General features: G+C 38.4%; 24 protein-coding genes, 1 tRNA gene and 1 other annotated feature. Of the genes, 24 read left to right on the top strand and 1 reads right to left on the bottom strand.

The annotated features are described in order from the left end of the window. Window position 1: 1 nt before the first annotated feature. Complete coding sequence (locus CP366_RS01805) at window positions 2-898, bottom strand: alpha/beta hydrolase (RefSeq protein ID WP_005721971.1); 897 nt, start codon at window positions 896-898, stop codon at window positions 2-4. Between the two features lie 156 nt (window positions 899-1,054). On the opposite strand from CP366_RS01805, the gene CP366_RS01800 reads away from it, so the two are divergent. The 24 genes from CP366_RS01800 to priA all read left to right on the top strand — a co-directional run bounded on the left by CP366_RS01800 (window position 1,055) and on the right by priA (window position 21,872). Then, window positions 1,055-1,128 (top strand) — tRNA-Arg (locus tag CP366_RS01800). Window positions 1,129-1,390: 262 nt separating this feature from the next. Continuing rightward, complete coding sequence (locus CP366_RS01795; RefSeq protein WP_089145983.1) at window positions 1,391-2,629, top strand: GH25 family lysozyme; 1,239 nt, start codon at window positions 1,391-1,393, stop codon at window positions 2,627-2,629. Between the two features lie 159 nt (window positions 2,630-2,788). Beyond that, window positions 2,789-3,664: an alpha/beta hydrolase gene (locus CP366_RS01790; protein WP_023488797.1), complete on the top strand. Its 876-nt coding sequence runs from the start codon at window positions 2,789-2,791 to the stop codon at window positions 3,662-3,664. 3 nt (window positions 3,665-3,667) lie between these two features. Beyond that, a complete protein-coding gene (locus CP366_RS01785; RefSeq protein ID WP_089147620.1) occupies window positions 3,668-5,461 on the top strand; it encodes a DUF2207 domain-containing protein in 1,794 nt (597 codons plus the stop codon). A 47-nt stretch (window positions 5,462-5,508) separates the two neighbouring features. After that, entirely contained in the window at window positions 5,509-5,688 is a 180-nt protein-coding gene (locus CP366_RS01780; protein ID WP_005719430.1) for a 2-hydroxymuconate tautomerase, read from the top strand. A 325-nt stretch (window positions 5,689-6,013) separates the two neighbouring features. Beyond that, entirely contained in the window at window positions 6,014-6,223 is a 210-nt protein-coding gene (locus CP366_RS01770) for a hypothetical protein (protein WP_005719427.1), read from the top strand. Between the two features lie 157 nt (window positions 6,224-6,380). Next, entirely contained in the window at window positions 6,381-7,757 is a 1,377-nt protein-coding gene (locus CP366_RS01765) for a DUF2325 domain-containing protein (protein WP_089147619.1), read from the top strand. A gap of 83 nt (window positions 7,758-7,840) precedes the next feature. Then, window positions 7,841-8,677 carry a YitT family protein gene (locus CP366_RS01760; protein WP_023488793.1) on the top strand — a complete coding sequence of 279 codons (837 nt, stop codon included), beginning with the start codon at window positions 7,841-7,843 and terminating at the stop codon, window positions 8,675-8,677. Window positions 8,678-8,739: 62 nt separating this feature from the next. Then, window positions 8,740-8,820: a sequence feature (ribosomal protein L21 leader region), on the top strand. A gap of 15 nt (window positions 8,821-8,835) precedes the next feature. Continuing rightward, window positions 8,836-9,147 carry a 50S ribosomal protein L21 gene (gene rplU, locus CP366_RS01755; RefSeq protein WP_003627604.1) on the top strand — a complete coding sequence of 104 codons (312 nt, stop codon included), beginning with the start codon at window positions 8,836-8,838 and terminating at the stop codon, window positions 9,145-9,147. Between the two features lie 18 nt (window positions 9,148-9,165). Next, window positions 9,166-9,456 carry a 50S ribosomal protein L27 gene (gene rpmA, locus CP366_RS01750; RefSeq protein WP_005721978.1) on the top strand — a complete coding sequence of 97 codons (291 nt, stop codon included), beginning with the start codon at window positions 9,166-9,168 and terminating at the stop codon, window positions 9,454-9,456. A 116-nt stretch (window positions 9,457-9,572) separates the two neighbouring features. Further along, the gene (locus CP366_RS01745; RefSeq protein ID WP_098043573.1) at window positions 9,573-10,682 is read left to right on the top strand and encodes a Xaa-Pro peptidase family protein; all 1,110 of its coding nucleotides are present in this window, start codon (window positions 9,573-9,575) and stop codon (window positions 10,680-10,682) included. 80 nt (window positions 10,683-10,762) lie between these two features. Beyond that, window positions 10,763-11,332 (top strand): elongation factor P, encoded by a 570-nt coding sequence (gene efp / locus CP366_RS01740; protein WP_005719407.1) that lies wholly within the window; start codon window positions 10,763-10,765, stop codon window positions 11,330-11,332. Window positions 11,333-11,350: 18 nt separating this feature from the next. Beyond that, window positions 11,351-11,782 carry an Asp23/Gls24 family envelope stress response protein gene (locus CP366_RS01735; protein ID WP_005719405.1) on the top strand — a complete coding sequence of 144 codons (432 nt, stop codon included), beginning with the start codon at window positions 11,351-11,353 and terminating at the stop codon, window positions 11,780-11,782. Further along, window positions 11,782-12,177 (top strand): transcription antitermination factor NusB, encoded by a 396-nt coding sequence (gene nusB / locus CP366_RS01730; protein ID WP_005719403.1) that lies wholly within the window; start codon window positions 11,782-11,784, stop codon window positions 12,175-12,177. The genes CP366_RS01735 and nusB overlap by 1 nt, the downstream gene beginning before the upstream one ends. Before the next feature lie 56 nt (window positions 12,178-12,233). Beyond that, window positions 12,234-13,085 (top strand): bifunctional methylenetetrahydrofolate dehydrogenase/methenyltetrahydrofolate cyclohydrolase, encoded by an 852-nt coding sequence (locus CP366_RS01725; protein ID WP_005723155.1) that lies wholly within the window; start codon window positions 12,234-12,236, stop codon window positions 13,083-13,085. Next, window positions 13,072-14,439: an exodeoxyribonuclease VII large subunit gene (xseA, locus tag CP366_RS01720; protein WP_089147618.1), complete on the top strand. Its 1,368-nt coding sequence runs from the start codon at window positions 13,072-13,074 to the stop codon at window positions 14,437-14,439. The genes CP366_RS01725 and xseA overlap by 14 nt, the downstream gene beginning before the upstream one ends. Next, window positions 14,420-14,662: an exodeoxyribonuclease VII small subunit gene (locus CP366_RS01715; protein ID WP_005723152.1), complete on the top strand. Its 243-nt coding sequence runs from the start codon at window positions 14,420-14,422 to the stop codon at window positions 14,660-14,662. Before xseA ends, CP366_RS01715 begins: the two co-directional genes overlap by 20 nt. 2 nt (window positions 14,663-14,664) lie before the next feature. Next, window positions 14,665-15,534, top strand: a complete 870-nt coding sequence (locus tag CP366_RS01710) for a polyprenyl synthetase family protein (protein WP_013086538.1) — start codon at window positions 14,665-14,667, stop codon at window positions 15,532-15,534. Continuing rightward, window positions 15,535-16,347: a TlyA family RNA methyltransferase gene (locus CP366_RS01705; protein ID WP_005723149.1), complete on the top strand. Its 813-nt coding sequence runs from the start codon at window positions 15,535-15,537 to the stop codon at window positions 16,345-16,347. 10 nt (window positions 16,348-16,357) lie between these two features. Further along, window positions 16,358-18,040, top strand: coding sequence for a DNA repair protein RecN (gene recN, locus CP366_RS01700; protein WP_089147617.1), 1,683 nt, complete (start codon window positions 16,358-16,360; stop codon window positions 18,038-18,040). Beyond that, the gene (locus CP366_RS01695) at window positions 18,033-18,470 is read left to right on the top strand and encodes an ASCH domain-containing protein (RefSeq protein WP_005719391.1); all 438 of its coding nucleotides are present in this window, start codon (window positions 18,033-18,035) and stop codon (window positions 18,468-18,470) included. Before recN ends, CP366_RS01695 begins: the two co-directional genes overlap by 8 nt. A gap of 107 nt (window positions 18,471-18,577) precedes the next feature. Continuing rightward, window positions 18,578-19,192, top strand: a complete 615-nt coding sequence (gene gmk / locus CP366_RS01690; RefSeq protein ID WP_005719389.1) for a guanylate kinase — start codon at window positions 18,578-18,580, stop codon at window positions 19,190-19,192. 5 nt (window positions 19,193-19,197) lie between these two features. Beyond that, a complete protein-coding gene (gene rpoZ / locus CP366_RS01685; RefSeq protein WP_003547927.1) occupies window positions 19,198-19,422 on the top strand; it encodes a DNA-directed RNA polymerase subunit omega in 225 nt (74 codons plus the stop codon). Between the two features lie 50 nt (window positions 19,423-19,472). Next, window positions 19,473-21,872, top strand: a complete 2,400-nt coding sequence (priA, locus tag CP366_RS01680) for a primosomal protein N' (RefSeq protein ID WP_089145977.1) — start codon at window positions 19,473-19,475, stop codon at window positions 21,870-21,872. Window positions 21,873-21,880: the final 8 nt, after the last annotated feature.

The following is a 21,880-nucleotide window of genomic DNA, read 5'->3' as shown; positions in this document are numbered from 1 at the left end:
CTTATTTTTGTAAAAATTTTCTAAAAAATTCAATTTCTTCATCATTTGCGATATCAGCTAGCTCGTCTTTTTGATCAACAAAGAACACATGACCGCGAGGATTGTCTTCATCACCATAGGACTTGCAGATGGCGTGAACACCGCGACCGAGCAAGAAGCCAAAGAGGGTAAATTGCATGTCATGCAAAAAATCCTTGTTAGCCGTGATTAAAAAAGTCGGCAAGAAATTGTGATTGATATATTTTTCAACGTCGAGTTGTTCATGATACTTGTTAACTGCATTTTTAGTGAAGTAGGCGCTAGCCATGCCATCTAAATTGCTTGGGGTTAACATGAAGGAAGCAGCACAATTCAAGCCGACAGCCCTAAATTTTAAGTTCAATGGTTTGTAAGAAAATAACTTGGCATAATCTGGATTAGTCAAAATAGTGACATACTGCTCAGCCATTTGACCACCGGCGCTGTCGCCAACGATAAAAACGTTGTTGCGATCTAGACGATATTCTTCAGCGTGCTCATCAACCCAATGCATGTAGCGATCAACATCGTCTAATTCATCAGGGAATTCCGCGTTTTCTGGTGCAAGACGATAGTTGGGATTGATGAAAGCAAAACCGCGCTTAGCTAAACCCATTCCATAATATTGGTAGATTTCTTTAGTACCATAAACCCAACCACCGCCGTGAATATTGATGATGACAGGGAAGGGAGCTTCGTGCTTTTTGGGTAAATAAACATCTAAAGTATGCCACTTTTCATCTGGACCATAAGGCAGATTATCAAGACGTTCAACTTCAGGGATGTCGTGAGGTAAGCCACTGTCACGTTTGGTGTCATGCTGATATGCACCATCTCTAAAGTCAGTAACAAACTTTTTGATTTTATCTTTAAGTTCCATAATTGTTCTCTTTTCTAGTAATTATCTATGTTAACTCAATTATACTTTAATTGAATTTGAAAAAATAAAAACTTTTTTCAAAAATCCTCTTGCATTTTAATTAACGTTTCCCTATAATAGTTTATGTTCTGTTGAGGACATACAAACATACAAGATGGTCTGGTAGCTCAGCTGGATAGAGCAACAGTCTTCTAAACTGTGGGTCGTGGGTTCGAATCTCACCCGGATCATAAATTAAGCCTGTAAGCATTGGTCTTACAGGCTTTTTACATACCTTAGGTATCTATGTGCTAAATTTTACTACAAAGACAATATTTTTTTGCATTTGATATTGTATGATACAAATATATGACAATTATTAACTTAATCTTACATTATTAGTGAATCAGTTGACTAAAGTTTGGAACGAGCTTATCCTAAAATTGATTTCCAAAAAATAGGATCGACAAGTGTGAACGACAACTATTTTTAACATTATCGGAGGAATTAAGATTGACTACAACCAAAAAAATCATTGTTAGATTGGCATGCGCGACTGTTCTTGGTACGGCAGGGGTAGCGCTGACACAAGTAAGTAGACCACAAACTGCAGTTGTGAACGCTGCAACTACCTCTGTTGCAGCCCGCGCACTTGGAGTTGATGTTGCTAGTTATCAAAACGCTGACTTGTCAAGTCATGCGCAAGCTGGAGCACAATTTGCAATTGTTAAAGTTAGCGAAGGTACTTCCTATCGTAACCCTAAGGCATCAAGTCAAATTTCAACGGCTTTATCAAATAATATGATGCCAATGGCATATCACTTTGCTACTTTTAGTTCAAATGCAAGTGCTGCTGCTGCAGAAGCAAATTATGCAATTCAAACTGCACAAGCATTTGGACTACCTAAGGGCTCATATATTGCTTGTGACTATGAAACGGGCTCAGGCAATAACATTTATGGTGGTAAAACGCCAACGGCTAATGCAATTATTGCTTTTATGGACACTATAAAAAATGCAGGCTATAAGCCACTTCTTTATGCTAGTTCATCAGTTTTACAAAATAATATTGATACTAATAGTGTAATTGCCAAGTATCCTAACTCATTGTGGGTCGCTTCATACGCTATTTCAGGTAGAATTGATAGTCCAAACTTCAATTACTTCCCATCAATGAATGGCGTTTCAATTTGGCAATTTACTGATAATTGGAAGGGATTAAGCGTTGATGGAAATATTGCTGTTTTACCATTATCAATTGACGGTAATGTAACTTCCAACAATGGCGCAATTTCACAAGCTCCAGCTACCAGCAACACCAATTCTGCTAGCTCTTCAAATGCTTCATCAAATACTTCGAATAAGAGTACTTCATCAGATGATGATAAGGGTTCAGCAACTGCTGGCTATGTGATGAAGAAATCATATATCTATAATAAAAAGGGTGAGCGTCAAAGCGGCTACTATGCAGCTTATACTAATATTACTCATTATGGTGTAGTGACTCTTGATAATGGTAAGACTGCCTTAAACATGGGCAATGGTCGTTACATTATGGCAAGTAATGTTTTAGGTAATTCACGTGTACTTAAGCACAATGCTTATGTATATAATAACAAGGGAAACCGCGCTAACTGGAGAGTGCTTAGAAAAGGTACGCCAATTAAGACCTATGGTTCACGGATGCGCGTTAATGGTAAAAGCTGTTACCGAATCGGACGTAACATGTACGTTAAGGCGGCTAACTTTTAATTAAAAAATTGAATTTATCAAGAAGGAATTAAGCTTAAAGGTTTAATTCCTTTTTTCATGCCGTTTTTTGTATAATTAAAAGTATTCAGGAAACGCCTGAATTAATTAACTAATAGGGATGAAATAAACTTGAAAAAAAGAGTTATAGCAATAATATTGATGCTACTGACTTTAACGGGTTGTACTATAAAAAGTACTACGCCTAAGAAGGCTAAGTCGTCAGTTAAAACGGTTAAAGTCGATAAACAGCAATCTAAGGAAAAACAGGCTAAGTATCAAGTGATAGACCAAGTTTGGCGAATTCAACAAGATGGCGTTGATATTTATGGTCATATATATCTACCACAGGGTTTAGCTGGTAAGAAGAAAGCAGTAATTTTGGCTCACGGATTGGCAGGAAATTACCGTGATCTAACCAGTTATGCTAAATATTTAGCTAGTCGTGGCTATGTTGCCTATACTTTTGATTTTCCTGGTGGAGCTAAGAATGGTCAAAGTAGTGGTGTAGATCAATTAAAGATGTCAATTTTTACAGAAGAAAAGAATCTACAGCTGGTATTAAATACAATTAAAAATAGGACTGATGTTGACCATAAACAAGTGTCTTTGCTAGGCGAGAGTCAAGGTGGAGCAGTTGCCGCAATGCTCGCAAGTAAATATCCGCAAGAAGTAAAGTCATTGATTTTGCTTTACCCTGCCTTTTCGATCACTGATTATGCGCAAGCGGCTTTTAAATCAGAAAAACAAGTGCCAGACAAGCTCAACCTATTTGGCTTCACAATTGGTAAGGCCTATTTTGAAAACTTGTTCAAGTATAACTTGTTAAAAGAAGCAACTAAGTATCATGGTCCAGTTTTAATAATGCATGGTACAAGTGACATGATTATTCCAGATTCTTATTCAATTAAGGCTAATAAAAAATTTAAGCACTCGAAATTATACTTATTTAAGGGTGCAGGTCATGATTTTAAAGGTAAATATCATAGTCGAGCAGATACTTTAATTGATAAATTTTTGCAGAAAAATGGGAAATAAATAATGAAGAAGAAATACCTTGGTTTAGTGGCTTTATTAAGCCTATTGAGCGTTTTTGCTATTTGGGGTCAAAGCGTTAGAGCTGATGTTGATTATGATATTGATAATGTTAGAGCCATAGCAAGAGTTAATAAAGATGGTTCACTGACAATGCATCGAACAATTAAGTATTCATTTGATAGTGATGCTCGCGGCGTTTATTATAAGCAAAATCTGGCTGTAAAACAGAAGTTGAGCAACATTCAGGTTAAGGTCGATGGACAAAATATAAAGGCCGCAACAACGGGCAAAAATAATACGTATAAATTGCAAAAGCAGGGCAATTCTTATAATTTTAAGGTTTATCATCGAATTAAGGAAAATGATAAGGTTAAAGTTGAGTATTCTTATCTAATTCACCGGGCAATTACTAATTATCTTGATACAGCTGAGCTGAACTTTAAAATAGTTGGTAATGGTTGGGATACTGACTTAGATCATGTGCGTGCTGAAGTGATTTTTCCTGGGGCAGTTAAGGGGCTAAAAGCTTGGGCTCATGGGCCACTAAGTGGTTACACTCAGGTTTTGCCAAAAGAGGGCAAAATTATTATGACTGCTGATGATGTTGCAGGAGATAGTGGTGTCGAAGTACGTGCGATTTTTCCAACTACGGTAACTAGTGCTAATCAGAATATTGTTAAAGAAAATAAGAAAAGAGCAATTGAAAAACAAGAAGCAGCATTAGCAAAAGAAGCTAATCAGAAGCGTCAGCGTAAGCAGATGCTTAGTATAGGATTGATAATCATTTCAGTACTTGTCGGTTTTGTGGTGGTAATTAGAGGCTTTTTTATTAAAAAAGTTGGGGTTAAGCCAAAAATAGAGCGCGATTTAGTACATAATTATGAAATTCCAGATATATCACCTACTACTGCGCAAATTTTGGATAAAGCTGATAAACCAAATGTTAAAGCATTTGCAGCTTATTTGATGCAATTAGCTGGTAAAAATAAAATTAAGATCGAAAAATATCAAACTAAACATTTAAAGCGGACTAATTATCGAATTACTTTAGTAGATGATAGTGTTTTGACTGATGACCTGTTAGACTTTATTTTTAACAAAGTTGGTGATGGTAAGTCATTTACAACGAAAGATTTGCGGGATTATACTTCTAAAAAATTGGGTAGGCGTTTTGATAAATGGTGTGACGGGCAATATAAGCAAGTTGAGGATAAGGACTTGCTTGATAAAAAATATAAAAAGCAGCGTAGCAACTTCCGAACGGGGATGCTCATGGGAATGATTGCTAGCTTTGCGATCTGGGTAATTAGCTTAATGATGGCAAATAATATACCCAGTTTTGTGATAATAATTGGAATCATGATGATCGTCTTAGAAGTTGTTGCATTCATAGTGGGCAATTCTCGTTTAAGTATTTATACCCAAAAAGGTGCACTTGAGACAGATCAAGTTCGCGGCTTTAAGAAAATGCTAGACGATATTGGTCAATTCAAGATGAAAGACGTCGGTGATCTGATTTTATGGGAAGACATTATGCCGTATGCTGTAGCGTTTGGTCTATCCAAAAAGGTATTGAAGCAGCTTAAGATTGAATTTGCAGATGAATTAGATGCTGCACCAGTTCTGTTTTATAGTGGATTCTATAGTAGCAGTAGTGACAGTTTTGAGCATAGTTTTGAACGTAGCTTCTCTTCAGCCGTGTCTACTGGTTCATCTTCAGTTTCTGGAAGCTCAGGTGGATTTTCAGGTGGATCGTCTGGCGGCTTTGGTGGTGGCAGCGGCGGTGGTGCTTTTTAGTGAGAAATTTTTATACTATAATTAAACTAAAAAAGGAGGGTTAAATTATGCCATTTGTACATATTGAATTAATTAAAGGTCGCTCAGATGAGCAGATTACTAACTTAATGAAGGATGTTACTGAAGCAGTGCACAAGAATACTGGTGCGCCTAAGGAACACATTCATGTAATTATTAACGAATTAGGTAAGCATACTTATGGCCAAGGCGGCGAGTGGAGAGCTTAATAATTAGGAATTGTAGTAAAAGACGACTCGATTGTGAGTCGCCTTTTTATATAGTTAAATAGATAAACTTGTATTAGAGCCTTAAAGCTATGTGTGCATAAATGAATTATTTATTTAGAATCCCACGTAATATAATGATGTTGATGTCTAGATATTTACGAGGAGGATTTGCCCTAGCTGGAGCTGCAAAGCTATTGAACTTTATGCAGCGAGCTGATGAAATGGATGCCGCACAATATAATCGTCGTGCGAATAAGATTAATAAAATGCATTTATTACGAACAAACCAGGTGCCGTTTTTATCTATAACAAACGTAGCCAAATTTTGAATAAAAAGTCAGGTTGGGTTCCAATGGGCACAATCTTGCGTCGACCAAAAGGCCTTTATACCATTAAGGGTAAAAAGTACTATTACTTTGGTAAAGGATTGTTCTTCCCAAAGAGTGGGACAGAACCCTATAGAATTCCTAAAAAGCATATAAGTACAGCAGGTGAAAATTTCGCTAATTGGTTCAATTGGCTTAGAACTCGATAAATAGAAAAATTAGGAAGCAGGCAATATAAAGATTGTCTGCTTTTTGCGTAAAAAATTTAATCACTAAAACGATCAATCAATTAACACTACTTCATAAAAATTAGTATAATTATGTTCGTTACTATTAGTAAGTTATACAATAAAAGTGGTGAGAATAATGTATGATTATCGAAATAATATCAAAATAATTTTAAATAAAACTGAGGCTGATGATAAAAGTCTCGAAAATAGTTTAAGTGCGATTAAAGCTATCCTAAATATGGCCGAAGATAATACAGCTGAAAAATCTGAGACTAAATCAGTAACTCAACCTAAGAATAAAATTGCAAATACACAATCAATTGCACAAAGAAATGCAGATTTAAAGCAATTTAAGCAATTATTGATTGGGCTGACAGCCTTAATTGAGACTCCAGGTGATGAAAAAGCTAAAAAGAGTTCACTTGATGCTTTACACAAGTTGACGTTTGTTCCAGGCGTTGGCAAGCGCTATAGCAATGTTTTGGGTAAATTGGATCAGGCAATTCAAAAATCTAAGACAACTAAAGAAGCTGTTAACAAGAAAATTTTTGAAGAAGCAATGAAGTCCAAAGAGCAACCTAAGCGCGATTATCGTAAAGGACGCCGCTATACTGTTATTCGGGCTTTATCAGGCTGTAATTTGATTAATGATAGTGGTCAAATTGTTTACCGTATTAAAGAATCACAAATTCACTCTTTGAATTTAAAGAGTGGTGACATAGTTGAAGCTGTTGAAAATCGAGATAATCCAAATTATGAAGCAGAAGTCTTGCGCGTGGTGGGTTATCGCAAATTGCGCATGCGTGATTATGACCCAATCGAAGAATTCCGGTATGCTGTGGTCCGCGGCAAGGCCAATCAATTAGCTATCACTAGAAATATTAAGGGCGAAAAGTTGCGAATTCGCGGTAAGGATATCACGATTCCGGTTGATTCAAGTTATTATCAAGGTGAAAATATTCATGTTGAAGATGGTTCAATTGTAGATCTAGCTTGGTATACGGGTGATGTTCGCATTAAGAAAAATCCTGCTGAGGCAGTACAGATTCGTTGGATTTATCAAGTTGATCCGCCTAAGAAATCAGATCTGTCGTATCAAAAGAAAAATAAGTCAAAGAAAGAAGAAACAGAAGAGTTAACTAAACTCGACATGAATTTGCACTATCAGCGGGTGGGAATTGCGATTGGTGATAATCAAAATGAAGGAATATTAGAAGGGATTGTTTCGCGCTATAATGGGATCCCAATTCCAATAGATGCTTTTGAAGGCAAGAAGAAGGTAATGGAACGGCAAATCAAAGACTTAGATATTGTAATCTTGATGACAGCTTATGCTGCTCATGATGCTACTTGGAATATTCAGGAATTCGCTTCAAAGTATGGTGTTAAATTTGCCGTTTCTTCATCTAAAGGCTACCGCTCTTTTGAGCGAGCATTATATCGAGCTGAAAATGGTTTACCTGCTTATGAAGGAACGCAATCAATCGATTATAAAGAAGTTAAAAATAAATAATTTGTTAACATTATTTTGTTTGCTTGAGCTAACAAATGATTTTTCGTTAAAATAGTACTAACTAAAAGAAAGGACGCTTAATAATGAAAAACATTAAACAACGTTCCTGGATGAGATGGTTGGTATTCTTAGCAGGACTTGAAATAATCGCAATATCAATCAATCTTTTTTATGGACCGATTAATATTGCAGCTGGTGGCTCAACGGGTATTTCTATTCTAGTCGATGCGGTCTGGGGGATTAATCGATCAATTACAGTATTTGTAGTGAATGGCTTGATGCTGATTTTGGCGGCAATCTTTTTAGGCAAAAAGACTACCCAAAATATTGCATTAGGTAGTTTGCTCTTACCAGTTTTGATGGAAGTTACGCCTAGCTTTAAAGCAGTGAATAATGACCTACTAGCCGTAATTTATGGTGGTGCATTAATGGGACTTGGAGTTTCGCTACTTTATCGCGTTAATGCCTCAAGTGGTGGGACAACAATTCCGCCGATGATTCTGAAGAAATATTTTTATTTAAATCCTGCAACTACACTTTTATGCATTGATATGGTAATTATTTTCTTGAACATTTTTGTCGATGGTTGGAATGCTTTCTTCTTAGCAGCATTTTCTCAAGTGGTAACTGCCATTACGATGCGCTACGCGGAGACCGGTTTTGATAAAAAGTATCAAGTCAGAATTATGAGTAATTCAGATTTAAACCGAATTCAAGATATGCTTAAAGAAGATTATCAAGGCCTGACGATTTATGATGTTATAGGTGGATATAGCGACGAAAGCAAGCGTCAATTATTAATCGTAGTTGATCCACGTGAATATGGGCCACTTATTTCTAAAGTACATGAGATCGATCAGGATGCGTTTATCATTACCGAAAATGTTGCAAAAGTGCATGGCGGTCAATGGCGAATGTAAAAAAATAATTGATCTTAGTCTAAAAGCGTTGTATGATATAAGAGTTGTATTTGTGGAGACCTCCACATCTGCAACCGCACGGCTTGAGGTTAGAAGTCTTCTTATGTAAGAAGCACCCCAGTTCGGCGAGTCTAAGTATTTTTTTCGGAGGTGTACAAATGTACGCAATTATTAAGACCGGTGGTAAGCAATACAAAGTTGCAGAAGGCGATAGCGTATTTGTAGAAAAGCTTGATGCTGAAGAAGGTAGCTCAGTAACTTTTGACGAAGTTATCCTTGTTGCTAATGGCGATGACGTTAAGGTTGGTACTCCATTAGTAGATGGTGCTAAGGTAACTGCTAAAGTTGAAAAGCAAGGCAAGGAAAAGAAAGTTGTAACTTTCAAGTACAAGCCTAAGAAGCACTCACACAGCAAGTATGGTCACCGTCAACCTTACACTAAGGTTACAGTTGAAAAGATTGAAGCTTAATTCAGAGGTGAAATGAATATGAACATTTTAGGTATGAAATTATACGCTCACCACAAGGGTGGTGGTTCTACTGCCAACGGTCGTAACTCAGCTGGTCGTCGTTTAGGCGCCAAGGCTGGTGACGGTCAAACTATCCACGCAGGTACTATTATTTACCGTCAACGTGGTACTAAGATTCACCCAGGCAAGAACGTAGGTCAAGGTGGAGACGACACTTTATTTGCACTTGTTAACGGCGTTGTTAAATTTGAACGTCTTGGCAAGTACAAGAAGCAAGTTTCTGTATACCCAGCTGAAGAAGCTAAGTAATTCAGAGATTAACATGAAAAGGCGAGTAGCATAAGCCACCCGTCTTTTTTTATGGCTTTTTCCGCCCAGAAACATGTATAATTAAACCAATATCATACAAAAAGAGGGTCTCTGAGATGGAAAATAGGCAAGAATTATTATCCTTAATTAACCAGCGAATTGAGCATGTAACTGATTTAATTAAAGAAGCAAATGCAGATGCATTGATTATTTTTAATCAAGCTAATTATCGATATCTAACCAATTTTACAGGGGAAGAAGCACAATTAATTTTGACTGCTAGTGGCGAACGAGTACTTTTATCAGATTCTCGTTTTGCTGGACAGATTAAAGCACAAGCACCTGGCGAAATGGATGTTGTAATGAAACATTCTAGTGATTATGAAGAACTTACTAAGGCCTTGAAAAAAATGGACGTCAAGAGGGTCTTAGTTGAAGGTGAATTCGTTTCAGCGAGTGAATATGAAAAACTTAAGCAACTAAATCCAGAACTTGAATTTGTGATGGTTGAAGAATTGGTTGAACGAGTACGTAATATTAAAGATGATCTTGAAATTGCAGCATTGCGCAAAGCAATTGATATTTCAATGGAAAGCTTTAAAGGTATTTTGCCGATGATTAAGCCTGGCGTTAAAGAACGTGCAATTGGTGCTAAATTGGACTACCTATTTAAAGTTAATGGCGGCGATGGCCCTGATTTTGATACAATTGTAGCTTCCGGTGTGCGTTCGGCTTGGGCTCATGGCGTTGCTAGTGACAAAGAATTAGCCGAAGGCGATATGATTGTCATTGACTTTGGTAGTTTTTATCATGGCTATGCGGCCGATATTACTAGAACCGTTGCCTTAGGTGAAGTTGATGCTGAAATGCATAAGATTTATGATATTGTGCATGAAGCACAGCGCCGCGGCATTGCCGCGGCAGTTGCAGGTAATACTGGATATGATGTTGATAAAGCAGCACGTGATTATATTACAGAACAAGGTTACGGTCAGTATTTTGGACACGGTATCGGTCACGGCATTGGTCTTGAAATTCACGAATTGTGTCAACCAGCTTTACCTTTTAGAACTACTAAATTGGTCAATAATATGGTTCATACCGTAGAACCAGGAATCTACTTGCCAGACAAGGGCGGTGTTAGAATCGAAGACGATATTTTGGTCCATGATCAAACGCCTGAAGCTTTATCCACTTTGCCAAAGGATGAATTGATTTCCCTATAATAGCTATTTAATTTATCGTATTTATGGTAAAAAAGCTTCAAGATTGGTAAGATAATAATTGTAGAAATGAGGGACTTAATATGACAATGATTTCAGTAAACGAATTCAAGAATGGCTTGACTATTCAATACAACAACGATTTATGGCGCATTGTTGAATTCCAACACGTAAAACCAGGTAAGGGTAGTGCCTTTGTACGTTCAAAGCTTAAGAGTTTGAGAACTGGTGCTGTACAAGAATATACTTTCCGTTCAACTGCTAAGGTTGAAACTGCAGACATTCAAACTAAATCAATGCAATACTTGTACAATGATGGCTCAAGTTATGTATTCATGGATACTTCTACTTACGATCAATTAGCAATTCCAAATGAACAAATTGGCGATGAAGCTAATTACTTATTGGAAAACATGATTGTTAACGTAGTTATGCACGAAGGTGAAACTTTAGGTATCCAATTGCCTAACACGGTTGATTTGAAGGTTGCTAAGACTGAACCTAACATCAAGGGTGATACTTCATCAGGTGGTGGTAAGCCAGCTACTATGGAAACTGGTTTAGTAGTTAACGTACCATTCTTCATTAACGAAGGTGACGTTTTAACTATTAACACTGCTGATGGTACTTACGTATCACGTGCAAATAAGTAGTTTATTTGAGGTAACAAAATGGCAGATAGTTCAAAAATTCTTTTAAGTGGTGAAGAAAACAGCGAGCAAATTAAAATTGATCCAAGTGTTCTAGAAGTTATTTTGGGTATTGCTGCAGAAAAAGTTGATGGTGTTGCCGGAATGCGCGGCAGTTTGAAATCAGGCTTAAACTGGGTTTTCGGTCGTGAAGATCATGGTAAGGGCGTAAATATTAGTGTTGATGACGATAATAAGCTAATTGCTGATATTTATGTTTATCTTGAAAGCGGCGTTAACGTTCCTAAGGTTGCAATGACGTTGCAAAAGAAGTTGAAGGCACAATTATTGCAAATGACTGATCTTGAGCTGAAGGCAATCAACGTTCATGTTGTCGGTTTAGTTTTCCCAGAAGATGAGAATACTGACCAGACTACATCAGAGCTGTTTCCGGAGGACGAAGAAGAAAAATAATGAACCAACACGAAAGTCGAAAAGTTGCTATGCAAGCCGTTTATTTGGCTAATCAGGAGCCAGATTTAACTGCCGAAGAAGTTGAAGCAAAAGTCGTTGCAACGCTTAATTTAAAACAGCTTTCTGCCTATTCTAAGAAGTTAATCGAAGGCGTACTAGAAGATCGCAAAAATTTACAGTCTGAACTAACTAGTCATTTGAAAAAGGGCTGGCGTCTTGAACGTGTAAGTCAAACTGTGGTAGCTATCATGGAAGTCGCTTTGTTTGAAATCAATCATAGTGATGAGATTGATGCTAAGGCAGCAGTTAACGAAGCTTTAAATTTATGTGACGAATTTGCTGAGCCTAAAGAGAAACCATTTATTAATGGGATGTTAGCAAACTTTGTTAAATAGCGATGAATAGCCGGCAGTTTTGCCGGTTATTTTTTTACAAAAGGAGTACGGGCTTTATGGGAAAGATTCTTGATGGTAAAGCATTTGCAAATGAATTAGGGCAAAATCTTAAAGAAAAAGTTAAGAAATTAAAAGAAGAGGGAATAACGCCACATTTTTGCGTAATAAATATTGGGGATGATCCTGCTAGCAAGATTTATGTTCGAACAAAAAAGCGGCGGGCTGAAAAGATGGGAATTATCCAGGATATTTATCAAATGCCCGCTGATACTAAACAGGAAGAAGTTTTAGCATTAATTGATAAGCTAAATGCTGATCCTGAGATTAACGGCTTGATGGTACAGTTGCCAGCACCTGAACAGATTGATGCAGATGCCTTGTTAAAAAGGATTGACCCTAATAAGGATGTCGACGCCTTAACGCCTGCGAATATTGGTCAACTTTGGATGGAAAATCACTTTGTTGAACCGGCTACTGCAGAAGGCATTATTGCTTTATTGAAACATTATCAAATTACGCTGGCTGGTAAGAGAGTTGTAGTTATTGGTCGAAGCAATATCGTAGGCAAACCAGTAGCGGCATTAATGTTAGAGGAAAATGCTACTGTTACTGTTTGCCATTTGTATACTAAAAATCTGGCTGAAATTACACGACAAGCCGATATAGTAGTTTCAGCAACAGGACAAGCATTTTTGGTAACTGCAGATATGGTTAAAGATGGGGCAGTGGTCGTTGATGTGGGCATGAATCATGTTAATGGCAAATTAGTCGGAGACGTTGACTTTGATAATGTTAAAGAAAAAGCCAGCTATATTACTCCGGTTCCTGGCGGTGTAGGTCCTCTTACAGTACAATTCTTAATGGAAGCAGTTGTTAAATTGACTAGGAGACAAAATGGCCGAGAATAAATATTTAACGGTTACTGATTTAAATTATTATATTACGCAAAAATTTAAGAATGATCCTTACCTGCATAAGGTCTTCTTACAAGGTGAATTGTCCAACTTCCGTTATCGGCGTAATTCGCACCAGTATTTTTCACTAAAAGATGAAAAATCTAAAATTAATGTGGTGATGTTCCGTTCCTTCTTTGATAAGGTGAAATTTAAACCAGAAGAAGGAATGAAGGTTTATGTGGTTGGGTATGTCAGCGTGTATGGCCCACAAGGATCATATCAGTTCTATGCTGAACAAATGGAACCGGCAGGATTAGGTGCCTTATATGAGCAATTGAAGCAGTTGCAGGCCAAATTAGCCAAAGAAGGTCTGTTTGATCCAGAGCATAAGAAGAAGTTGCCTCATTTTCCTGATCGAATTGCAGTAGTTACTAGTGCTTCTGGGGCAGTTATTCACGATATTATGGTTACAGCTAATCGGCGTTTCCCGCATGCTGAGATTGATTTGTATCCTGCGCAAGTCCAGGGTGATACTGCAGCGGATTCATTAGTGAGAGCAATGCGCCAGATTGCCGCTCAAGGCGACAAGTATGATGTCATGATCATCGGTCGTGGTGGTGGCTCACTAGAAGATTTGTGGCCATTCAATGAAGAAGAGGTTGTGCGGCAAGTTTACGCAATGCAGATGCCAGTAATTTCTTCAGTTGGTCATGAAACGGATACTACCTTGTGTGATTTGGTGGCCGATGCGCGTGCAGCAACACCAACTGCTGCAGCAGAATATGCTACGCCTAATACATTGGACAAAATTGCGCATATTAAGCAATTAACCAGCCAGTTGGTAGCTAGCATGCAAAATATTATTCGTTCGAAACGTGAGCGCTTAAGTCGGGTGCAGAATTCTGTCATCCTGCGCGAGCCGACTAGACTGTATGATCAGCAGATTCAACAAGTTGATCAATTAAAACAAAGGCTGCAAAATAGTATGCAAAATCGGTTGACCCATTCTGTCCAAGGTTATCAACTGTTGAAGCAGCGTTTGTTTAGCGTTAGTCCAGATAAGAGAATCGGCCAGATGCAGCAACAAGAGCATTTTTTACAGCAACGACTGATTGATAATATGCAGCACTATTTGAAAAATAAACGCAATAGTTTTACCCAAGTAATGCAGCAGTTGGATGACTATAGCCCTTTGAAGACGCTAGAGCGAGGTTTTGTTTATTCAACTGATGAACAAGGGAAAACCATTAGTTCTGTGAAACAAGTTCAAAAGGATGATCATTTGCGATTGCATTTTAAAGATGGACAAGTTGACGCAGTGGTTACAAAGGTAAAGGAAGAACAAAATGGCAGTGAAGAAAAATAATTTTGAAGAACAATTAACTAATTTGGAACAAATCGTGCAAAATTTGGAAAACGGAAATGTTCCGTTGGAAGATGCCCTAAAAGAATTTCAGGAGGGCGTAAAGATTAGCCGTGATTTAGAAAAGAAGCTCAACAGTGCTGAAGAAACTGTGGCTAAGTTGATTGATAGTGACGGCACAGAACACAAATTAGATCCAAATAACGCATCAGCACCAGAGGAATAAATATGACAGCATTTACTTATTTTAAAGATGAATGGACCCCAGTAATTGATGATTATCTGGCTAAGCATTTGGCTAGTGAGGTTGAAGATCAAAAGATCAGTCAGATTATGGCCTACTCAGTGATGGCTGGCGGCAAGCGCTTGCGTCCGTTATTGTTTTTAGCTACGTTAAATGCTTTAGGCAGAAAGATTGAAGAACCTGAAATTAGGATTGCCTGCGGGATTGAACTGATTCACACTTATTCCTTGATTCATGATGACCTGCCTGCCATGGATAACGATGACTATCGGCGCGGTAAGCTGACTAGCCACAAAAAATGGGGCGAGGCTGAGGCAATTTTAGCTGGGGATGCGCTCTTGCCGATGGGAATTCAATGGATTGCGGAAGGCAGTAAGTCGGCGAAATTGGTAGATTTAATTACCAAAGCAGTTGGCCCTAATGGGATGGTTGGCGGTCAATATTTGGATATTGATTCAACTAACAATGCTAGTGTTGCGGGTGATGCCAAGTTTATCAATAAGATGGAATGGCTGAAGACCGGTTGCTTAATTCAGGCTAGCGTTGAGATGGCTGCAGTTTATGCAGGAGCTAGTGATATTGAACAGGTAAAATTAGTCGATTTTGCCAAAATTTTTGGTCGTTCATACCAAATCTATGACGACTTGGTTGATGTCGTTGAAACTAGTGCAGAAGCTGGTAAGGCAACCCACAAAGATCAAGCTGAAGGTAAAAACAATACTTTGACTTTATTGGGAATTGACCAAAGCCGCAAAGAATTAACTGATTTGATCAAGCAGGCACAAGATGATTTGCATGGGCTCAAAGGCGAAGTACTTGCTGGCTTCTTAGATCTTTATCAAAAGGTGTTATAAATGGCAAAACAAAGAGCAGATATTTTATTAGCAGAACAAGGAATTTTTCATTCTCGTTCAGCTGCCCAAAGAGCGATTATGGCGGGGCTGGTTTCTGATCACAATCATCAACGAATTGATAAGAGCGGGACTAAGTTTCCTGAAGGGGAAAAGTTTTACGTGAAAGATGATGGTAAGAAATATGTTTCGCGTGGCGGCTTTAAACTGGAAAAAGCTCTTAAGGTCTTTGACATTGATTTAACAAATAAAATTTGTTTAGATATTGGTGCATCAACTGGCGGTTTTACTGATGTTGCTTTACAAAACGGTGCTCAGATGGTCTATGCCTTGGATGTTGGCTACAACCAGTTAGCTTGGCAATTGCGGGACGACCCGCGTGTAGTGGTGATGGAAAAGCAGAATTTCCGCTATTCGAAGCCGGAAGATTTTGATCAAGGACTGCCAGATTTTGCAATGACCGATGTGTCCTTTATCTCGTTAGATTTGATCATGGCACCGATGTATGCAATTTTGAAGAATCAATGTGATGCCGTTTGTTTGATTAAACCACAATTTGAAGCTGGCCCTGAGAATGTCGGTAAACACGGTATTGTTCATGATCATGAAGTGCACAAGGCGGTAATCGAGCACACCATGCAAAAGGCATTGGAGATCGGCTTCAATGTTTTAGGCGTTGATTATTCACCAATTAAAGGTGGCAAAGGCAATATTGAATTCTTGATTCATTTACAAAAAGACGAAGCAAATGGTGGCCGCAACTTATGGCAAGGGAGCCCAGCTGAAGTGGTTGAGCGCGCCGTAAGTGGTCTATAGGAGTGAAGCTATGCTAGTTGAGCTAGATATCAAAAACTTTGCAATTATTAAAAGCTTAAAGGTTCGTTTTCAAGAAAAAATGACGGTAATCATCGGTGAAACTGGTGCTGGTAAGTCAATTATTATTGATGCTGTTTCATTACTGATGGGTGGTCGCGGTCAAAAAGAAATGATTCGTTCGGGTGAGTCCAAGGCGATTATTACTGGCTTGTTTGAATTGGATGATCAAAAAGAAAAGATCGCGGAATTGTGTGATCAATATGGTTTGCCGCACGATGACGATCAGCTGGTGATTAGTCGTGAATTAGCTGTCAAGGGCAGAAATGTAGTCCGGATTAACGGGCAATTGACGACGATTAATGTTTTGCGCGAGATTGGTAGCTATTTGGTTGATATTCACGGCCAGCATGATCAGCAAATTTTGATGGATCAGGACCGGCAGATTGACCTAGTTGATAATTATGCCCCTGCTTCTTTTAAGGCAGATTTAGCCACTTATCAAACTGATTATGCTCAATGGCAAAAGCTAACCAGTCAATTGCGGCACCTGCGTCAAGATGCCCAAGAATTAGCTCAGAAGCAAGATATTCTGCAGTTTCAGAATAATGAATTGGAAGCAGCCGACCTTGAGGATCCACAAGAAGATGAGAAACTTGAGGAAGAATATAACGAACTAAATAATTATCAAAAAATTGCGGATACGGCGAATTACTTCATGCAATTGTATGATGACGATGAGCATGGAATTGCGACTTTATTGGGGGATGCCCAGAATGCTGCAACTGATTTAACTGAATTTGGTTCAAAATTTAAGGATTTTGCTAAGACAGTTGATGATGGAGTTTATGCTTTAAATGATGCCCGTAGTGAATTGTCTAACTTGATGGATGCGATGGACTTCGATGAGGAACGTTTCCAATATGTAACTAATCGGTTAGATACTCTAAATTCATTGAAGAAAAAATATGGTCCGACCTTGGCTGATGTGTTTGCTTTTTATGAGAAAGTACAAAAAGAACTCAGTCAGTTTGAGACTGGTGGTCTTGATGAAGAAAAGCTGCAGGCAGAGGTAGCCAAGATTGAAGAAAAATTGACTAAAGAAGCCCGTAGCTTGCACTTGATTCGCGAGAAAGTTGCCCATTCACTAGAAGAGCAAATCAAGCAAGAACTGGCTGATCTTTATATGGAAAAAGCGCGTTTTTCTATTAACTTTGATGAGACGAAGACCTTTACTGACAAAGGGACTGACGCTATCGTCTTCTTGATTGCGCCTAATCCAGGTGAAGACTTGATGCCGTTAGTTAAAATTGTTTCTGGTGGTGAACAATCAAGATTGATCTTAGCTTTGAAGGCAATCTTCAGCCGAGTTGAACCAGTGGGTACCATGATTTTTGACGAAATTGATACGGGAGTTTCTGGCCGAGTATCGGCTGCTATCGGGAAAAAGATGCACTCAATCGGTCGCAACAAGCAGGTAATTGCAATTACGCACTCACCGCAAGTGGCTGCCGCGGGTGATCAACGCTACTTGGTAGCTAAGCAAGTAAAAGATGGTTCAACCTTTACTCAAATAGGCCCACTTAGCAAGGAAGAAACCATTACAGCGATTGCACAGATGATGGCTGGACAAGATGTAACCGATGCAGCAAAGAAGAATGCTGCAGATTTGATTAAGAGTATTAAAGATGACTAGTATTAGTAAATTTTGGCGTGATTTTTGTGTAGAACATCAAGTAAGTCCTACAGCATTAGAAGGTGCTTTTGCTTTTGGAGCTAATAGCCGGGATGCAGATATTCTTAGTGATTTGGTCAAAAGTGGAATTAAGACGGCAACGACTAGCCTGTATTCTGCGCAAGAAGATGTACCGGTTGTAGGGATGTACGCAATTGTTTTAAATGGACGAAATGAACCAGTTTGTGTGATTCAAAATAAGACTGTTGAGATTATGCCATTTAAAAATGTCTCAGCTGAGCATGCCTATTTAGAAGGCGAGGGCGATCGCTCATATGAATCTTGGCGTAAAGTACACGAGAAATTTTTTGCGCGCGAATGTCAAGAACTGGGACGAGAGTTCACAGATGAAACTGAAGTAGTGTGTGAGACATTCGAGAAAATAATTTAGTAAAGGAGCAGACGATTTTGTCTGTTTTTTTGTATGCAAAGAGAAAACTTGAAAAAGAAACAATTTTAGTGCAAACTAGATATATTACAAGTTAAGAGGAGTTCAGCATGGCAGATAAAGGTTTATTACTTGTGCTTTCTGGTCCTTCCGGCGTTGGTAAAGGAACTGTTAAAAGCGCGATTGTTGAAAACAAAGTCTTTCCATTTGAATATTCAGTTTCAATGACTACGCGTCAACCGCGACCAGGTGAGGTTAATGGCCAAGATTATTTTTTTGTTAGTGAAGATCGCTTTCAAGAGGCTATTAAAAATGGTGAGTTGTTAGAATATAATAAATATGTCGGTCACTATTATGGTACACCTCTTGCACCAGTGAAGAAGATGCTTCATGATGGCAAAGATGTTTTACTTGAGATTGATGTTAATGGGGCACAAAAAGTACGTGAAAAGATGCCCGATGGCGTGTTTATCTTTTTAACCCCACCAGATCTACATACGTTACATTTGCGTTTGGAACACCGTGGCACCGAGTCAGAAGATGTAATTCGTGGTCGAATTAAGCAAGCGCGCAATGAAATTTTGGAGATGGAAGACTATGATTATGCAGTAGTTAATGATACAGTAGCTAATGCAGTTGATCATATTAAAGCGATCGTCGATGCAGAACATGTCAGTGTTAAACGTGTAATTGATGACTATCGTAAGATGGTCAAGGAGGATTAATTATTATGAGAATTACTTACCCATCAATTGATAAATTATTGTCACGTGTTGATTCACGCTATTCATTATCTGTTCTTGCCGCTAAGAGAGCACATGAACTTGAAGCTGGTGATCCACCAACTTTGGAACATTTTAAGTGTGATAAGGCTGTTGGTAAGGCACTTGAAGAAATTGCTGCTGGTAAAGTTACTGTTGACCCAGCTCATGCCGAGGTTAACCTCGAAGATTAATTTATTGACCTTCATCCTTTGGGGTGAAGGTCTTTTTTACAGGTGATTAAATGATTGCTCAGGTTATTGTTGATGTAGCTGCACGGCAAACAGACCGTATTTTTGAATATCATATTCCAACAGAATTAGAAAAGGATATTGCGATTGGATCAAGAGTAGTTGTTCCGTTTGGTCCTCGTAAAGTGCAAGGTTTTGTGGTGGGGATCACTGATCAAAGTGAATTTAAAGGTAAACTTAAGGATTTGCTAGTTGTGGTAGATGAGATGCCACCGCTTACGCCAGAGTTGGTAAAGTTATCTGCTGATTTAGCAAAAAATATTTTTTCTTACCGAATTAAAATTTTACAAGCGATGCTACCTTGGGTAATGCGAGCAAATTATCGCAAATTGTTAGTGCCAGCTAATGATAGAGCTGCCAAAATGCCGCTGTTTCAGGGTGATCCAATTGATTTAAATAAAATTACGGATCTGGCGGAGATTAAGCAATTCCGCAAATTATTGCAAGATGATCAAGCAAAGATTGAGTATGTGGTAGAAAATCGAGCCAAGAAGAAAAAAGAAAATCAATATGAACTAGCATTAAAAAAAGAGGAATATCCCAAAATTTACAATACTTTACGTCAAAATGCGGTAAAGCAAAAAAAGTTATTGATGGATATCATTGATAATGCAGCGGATTATCCCAAAAGCCAAAGCCAGCTAGAAAAACAGCTTGGATTGACGGCGGCGAGTTTGAATTCTGCGATTACCAAAGGTTGGTTGAATAAAAAAAGTGTTGAGGTTTATCGCGATCCGTTATCCGGATTTGATGACGGAGAACATAAAACAGCGGTTACCTTAAATGGTGAGCAGCAAGGTGCTTTGAACCAGATCACCCAAGCAATTGAACAGCGCCAGGCTGAGACTTTTTTGTTGGAAGGGATTACTGGTAGCGGGAAGACTGAAGTGTATTTACACGCTATTAGCAAGGCTCTTAAACAGGGGCGAAATGCATTAATGCTGGTGCCAGAAATTTCCTTGACGCCGCAAATGGTTCGTCAGGTTAAGGCACGTTTTGGTCAAGAGGTAGCCGTTTTACATAGTGCCCTATCTGAGGGAGAAAAATATGATGAGTGGCGCCGAATTCGTCGTGGCGAGACTAAGGTGGTCGTTGGCGCTCGGAGTGCAGTTTTTGCTCCACTAGATAATATTGGTTTAATCGTGATCGATGAGGAACATGAGTCTTCATATAAGCAAGAAACCGATCCACGTTATAATGCACGTGATGTGGCTATTTGGCGTAGTAAATTTCATAATTGTCCGTTGGTTTTAGGAAGTGCAACACCATCGTTGAGTAGCCGTGCACGCGCCCAAAAAAATGTCTATCATCTTTTACGGTTAACTGAAAGGGCTAATCAAAAGAAATTGCCTAAAGTTAATTTGATTGATCTAAAGCACGTGCAGTTTGCTGGTGGTCAATTTGATTTATCTGTTGAGCTAGTAGATGCAATAAAAAAGCGTTTGGCAAAAAAAGAGCAGGTTATTTTAATGCTCAATCGACGTGGTTTTGCTAATTTTATGCTTTGCCGTGAATGTGGTTTTGTATTAAAATGTCCTAACTGTGATGTTTCTTTAAATTTGCATAAGGATACTAACAGTATGCAATGTCACTATTGTGGTCATACTGAGCCAGTGCCCACACGTTGTCCTAATTGCCAAAGCTCGCAAATTCGTTTTTTAGGTGCAGGTACACAGAAGGTACAAGAAGAATTAGAAGAGCTTCTGCCTGGTGCACGAATCTTGCGGATGGACGTTGATACAACTAGAAGAAAGGGTAGCTATAAGAAAATTCTAGATGCCTTTGGTGCTCATGAAGCTGATATTTTGTTAGGTACGCAAATGATTGCTAAAGGATTAGATTTCCCTAATGTAACTTTAGTTGGAGTAATCAATGCCGATACAGGATTATGGCTTTCTGACTATAATGCTTCTGAAAAGACTTTTGAATTATTAACTCAGGTAGCTGGCCGTGCAGGTCGTGCTGATAAGGAAGGAGAAGTCTTAATTCAAACTTATAATCCAGAGCATTATGCTATTCAACTAGCTCAAACTCAGGACTACGAACGATTTTATGGCTATGAGATGAATATGCGGCATGCTGGTAACTATCCACCATATTTTTATACCGTGCTGATTTCCATTGCTGCTAAAAAAGAACAGAATGCAGCTCGTGAGGCTTTTAGGATTAAGAGGTATTTGAATGAGCACTTGCATGAGCCAACGATTATTTTGGGACCAACGCCAAGTGCAATTTCTCGTGTAAAAAATCAATATTATTATCAAATACTGGTAAAATATAAAAAAGAACCAAATTTAAATGAATTATTACACCATGTTCAAGATTCCGCACAGGAAGCTAAGAAATATGGTTTAAGTATTTTTATTGATAATGAACCAGAGAGAATTATGTAAGGGGATGC

This window comes from Lactobacillus sp. UMNPBX15, from assembly GCF_002553785.1.
GTDB lineage: Bacteria > Bacillota > Bacilli > Lactobacillales > Lactobacillaceae > Lactobacillus > Lactobacillus crispatus.
Note: the sequence above shows the minus strand (reverse complement) of the source record. Positions and strands in the feature narration are given on the sequence as shown.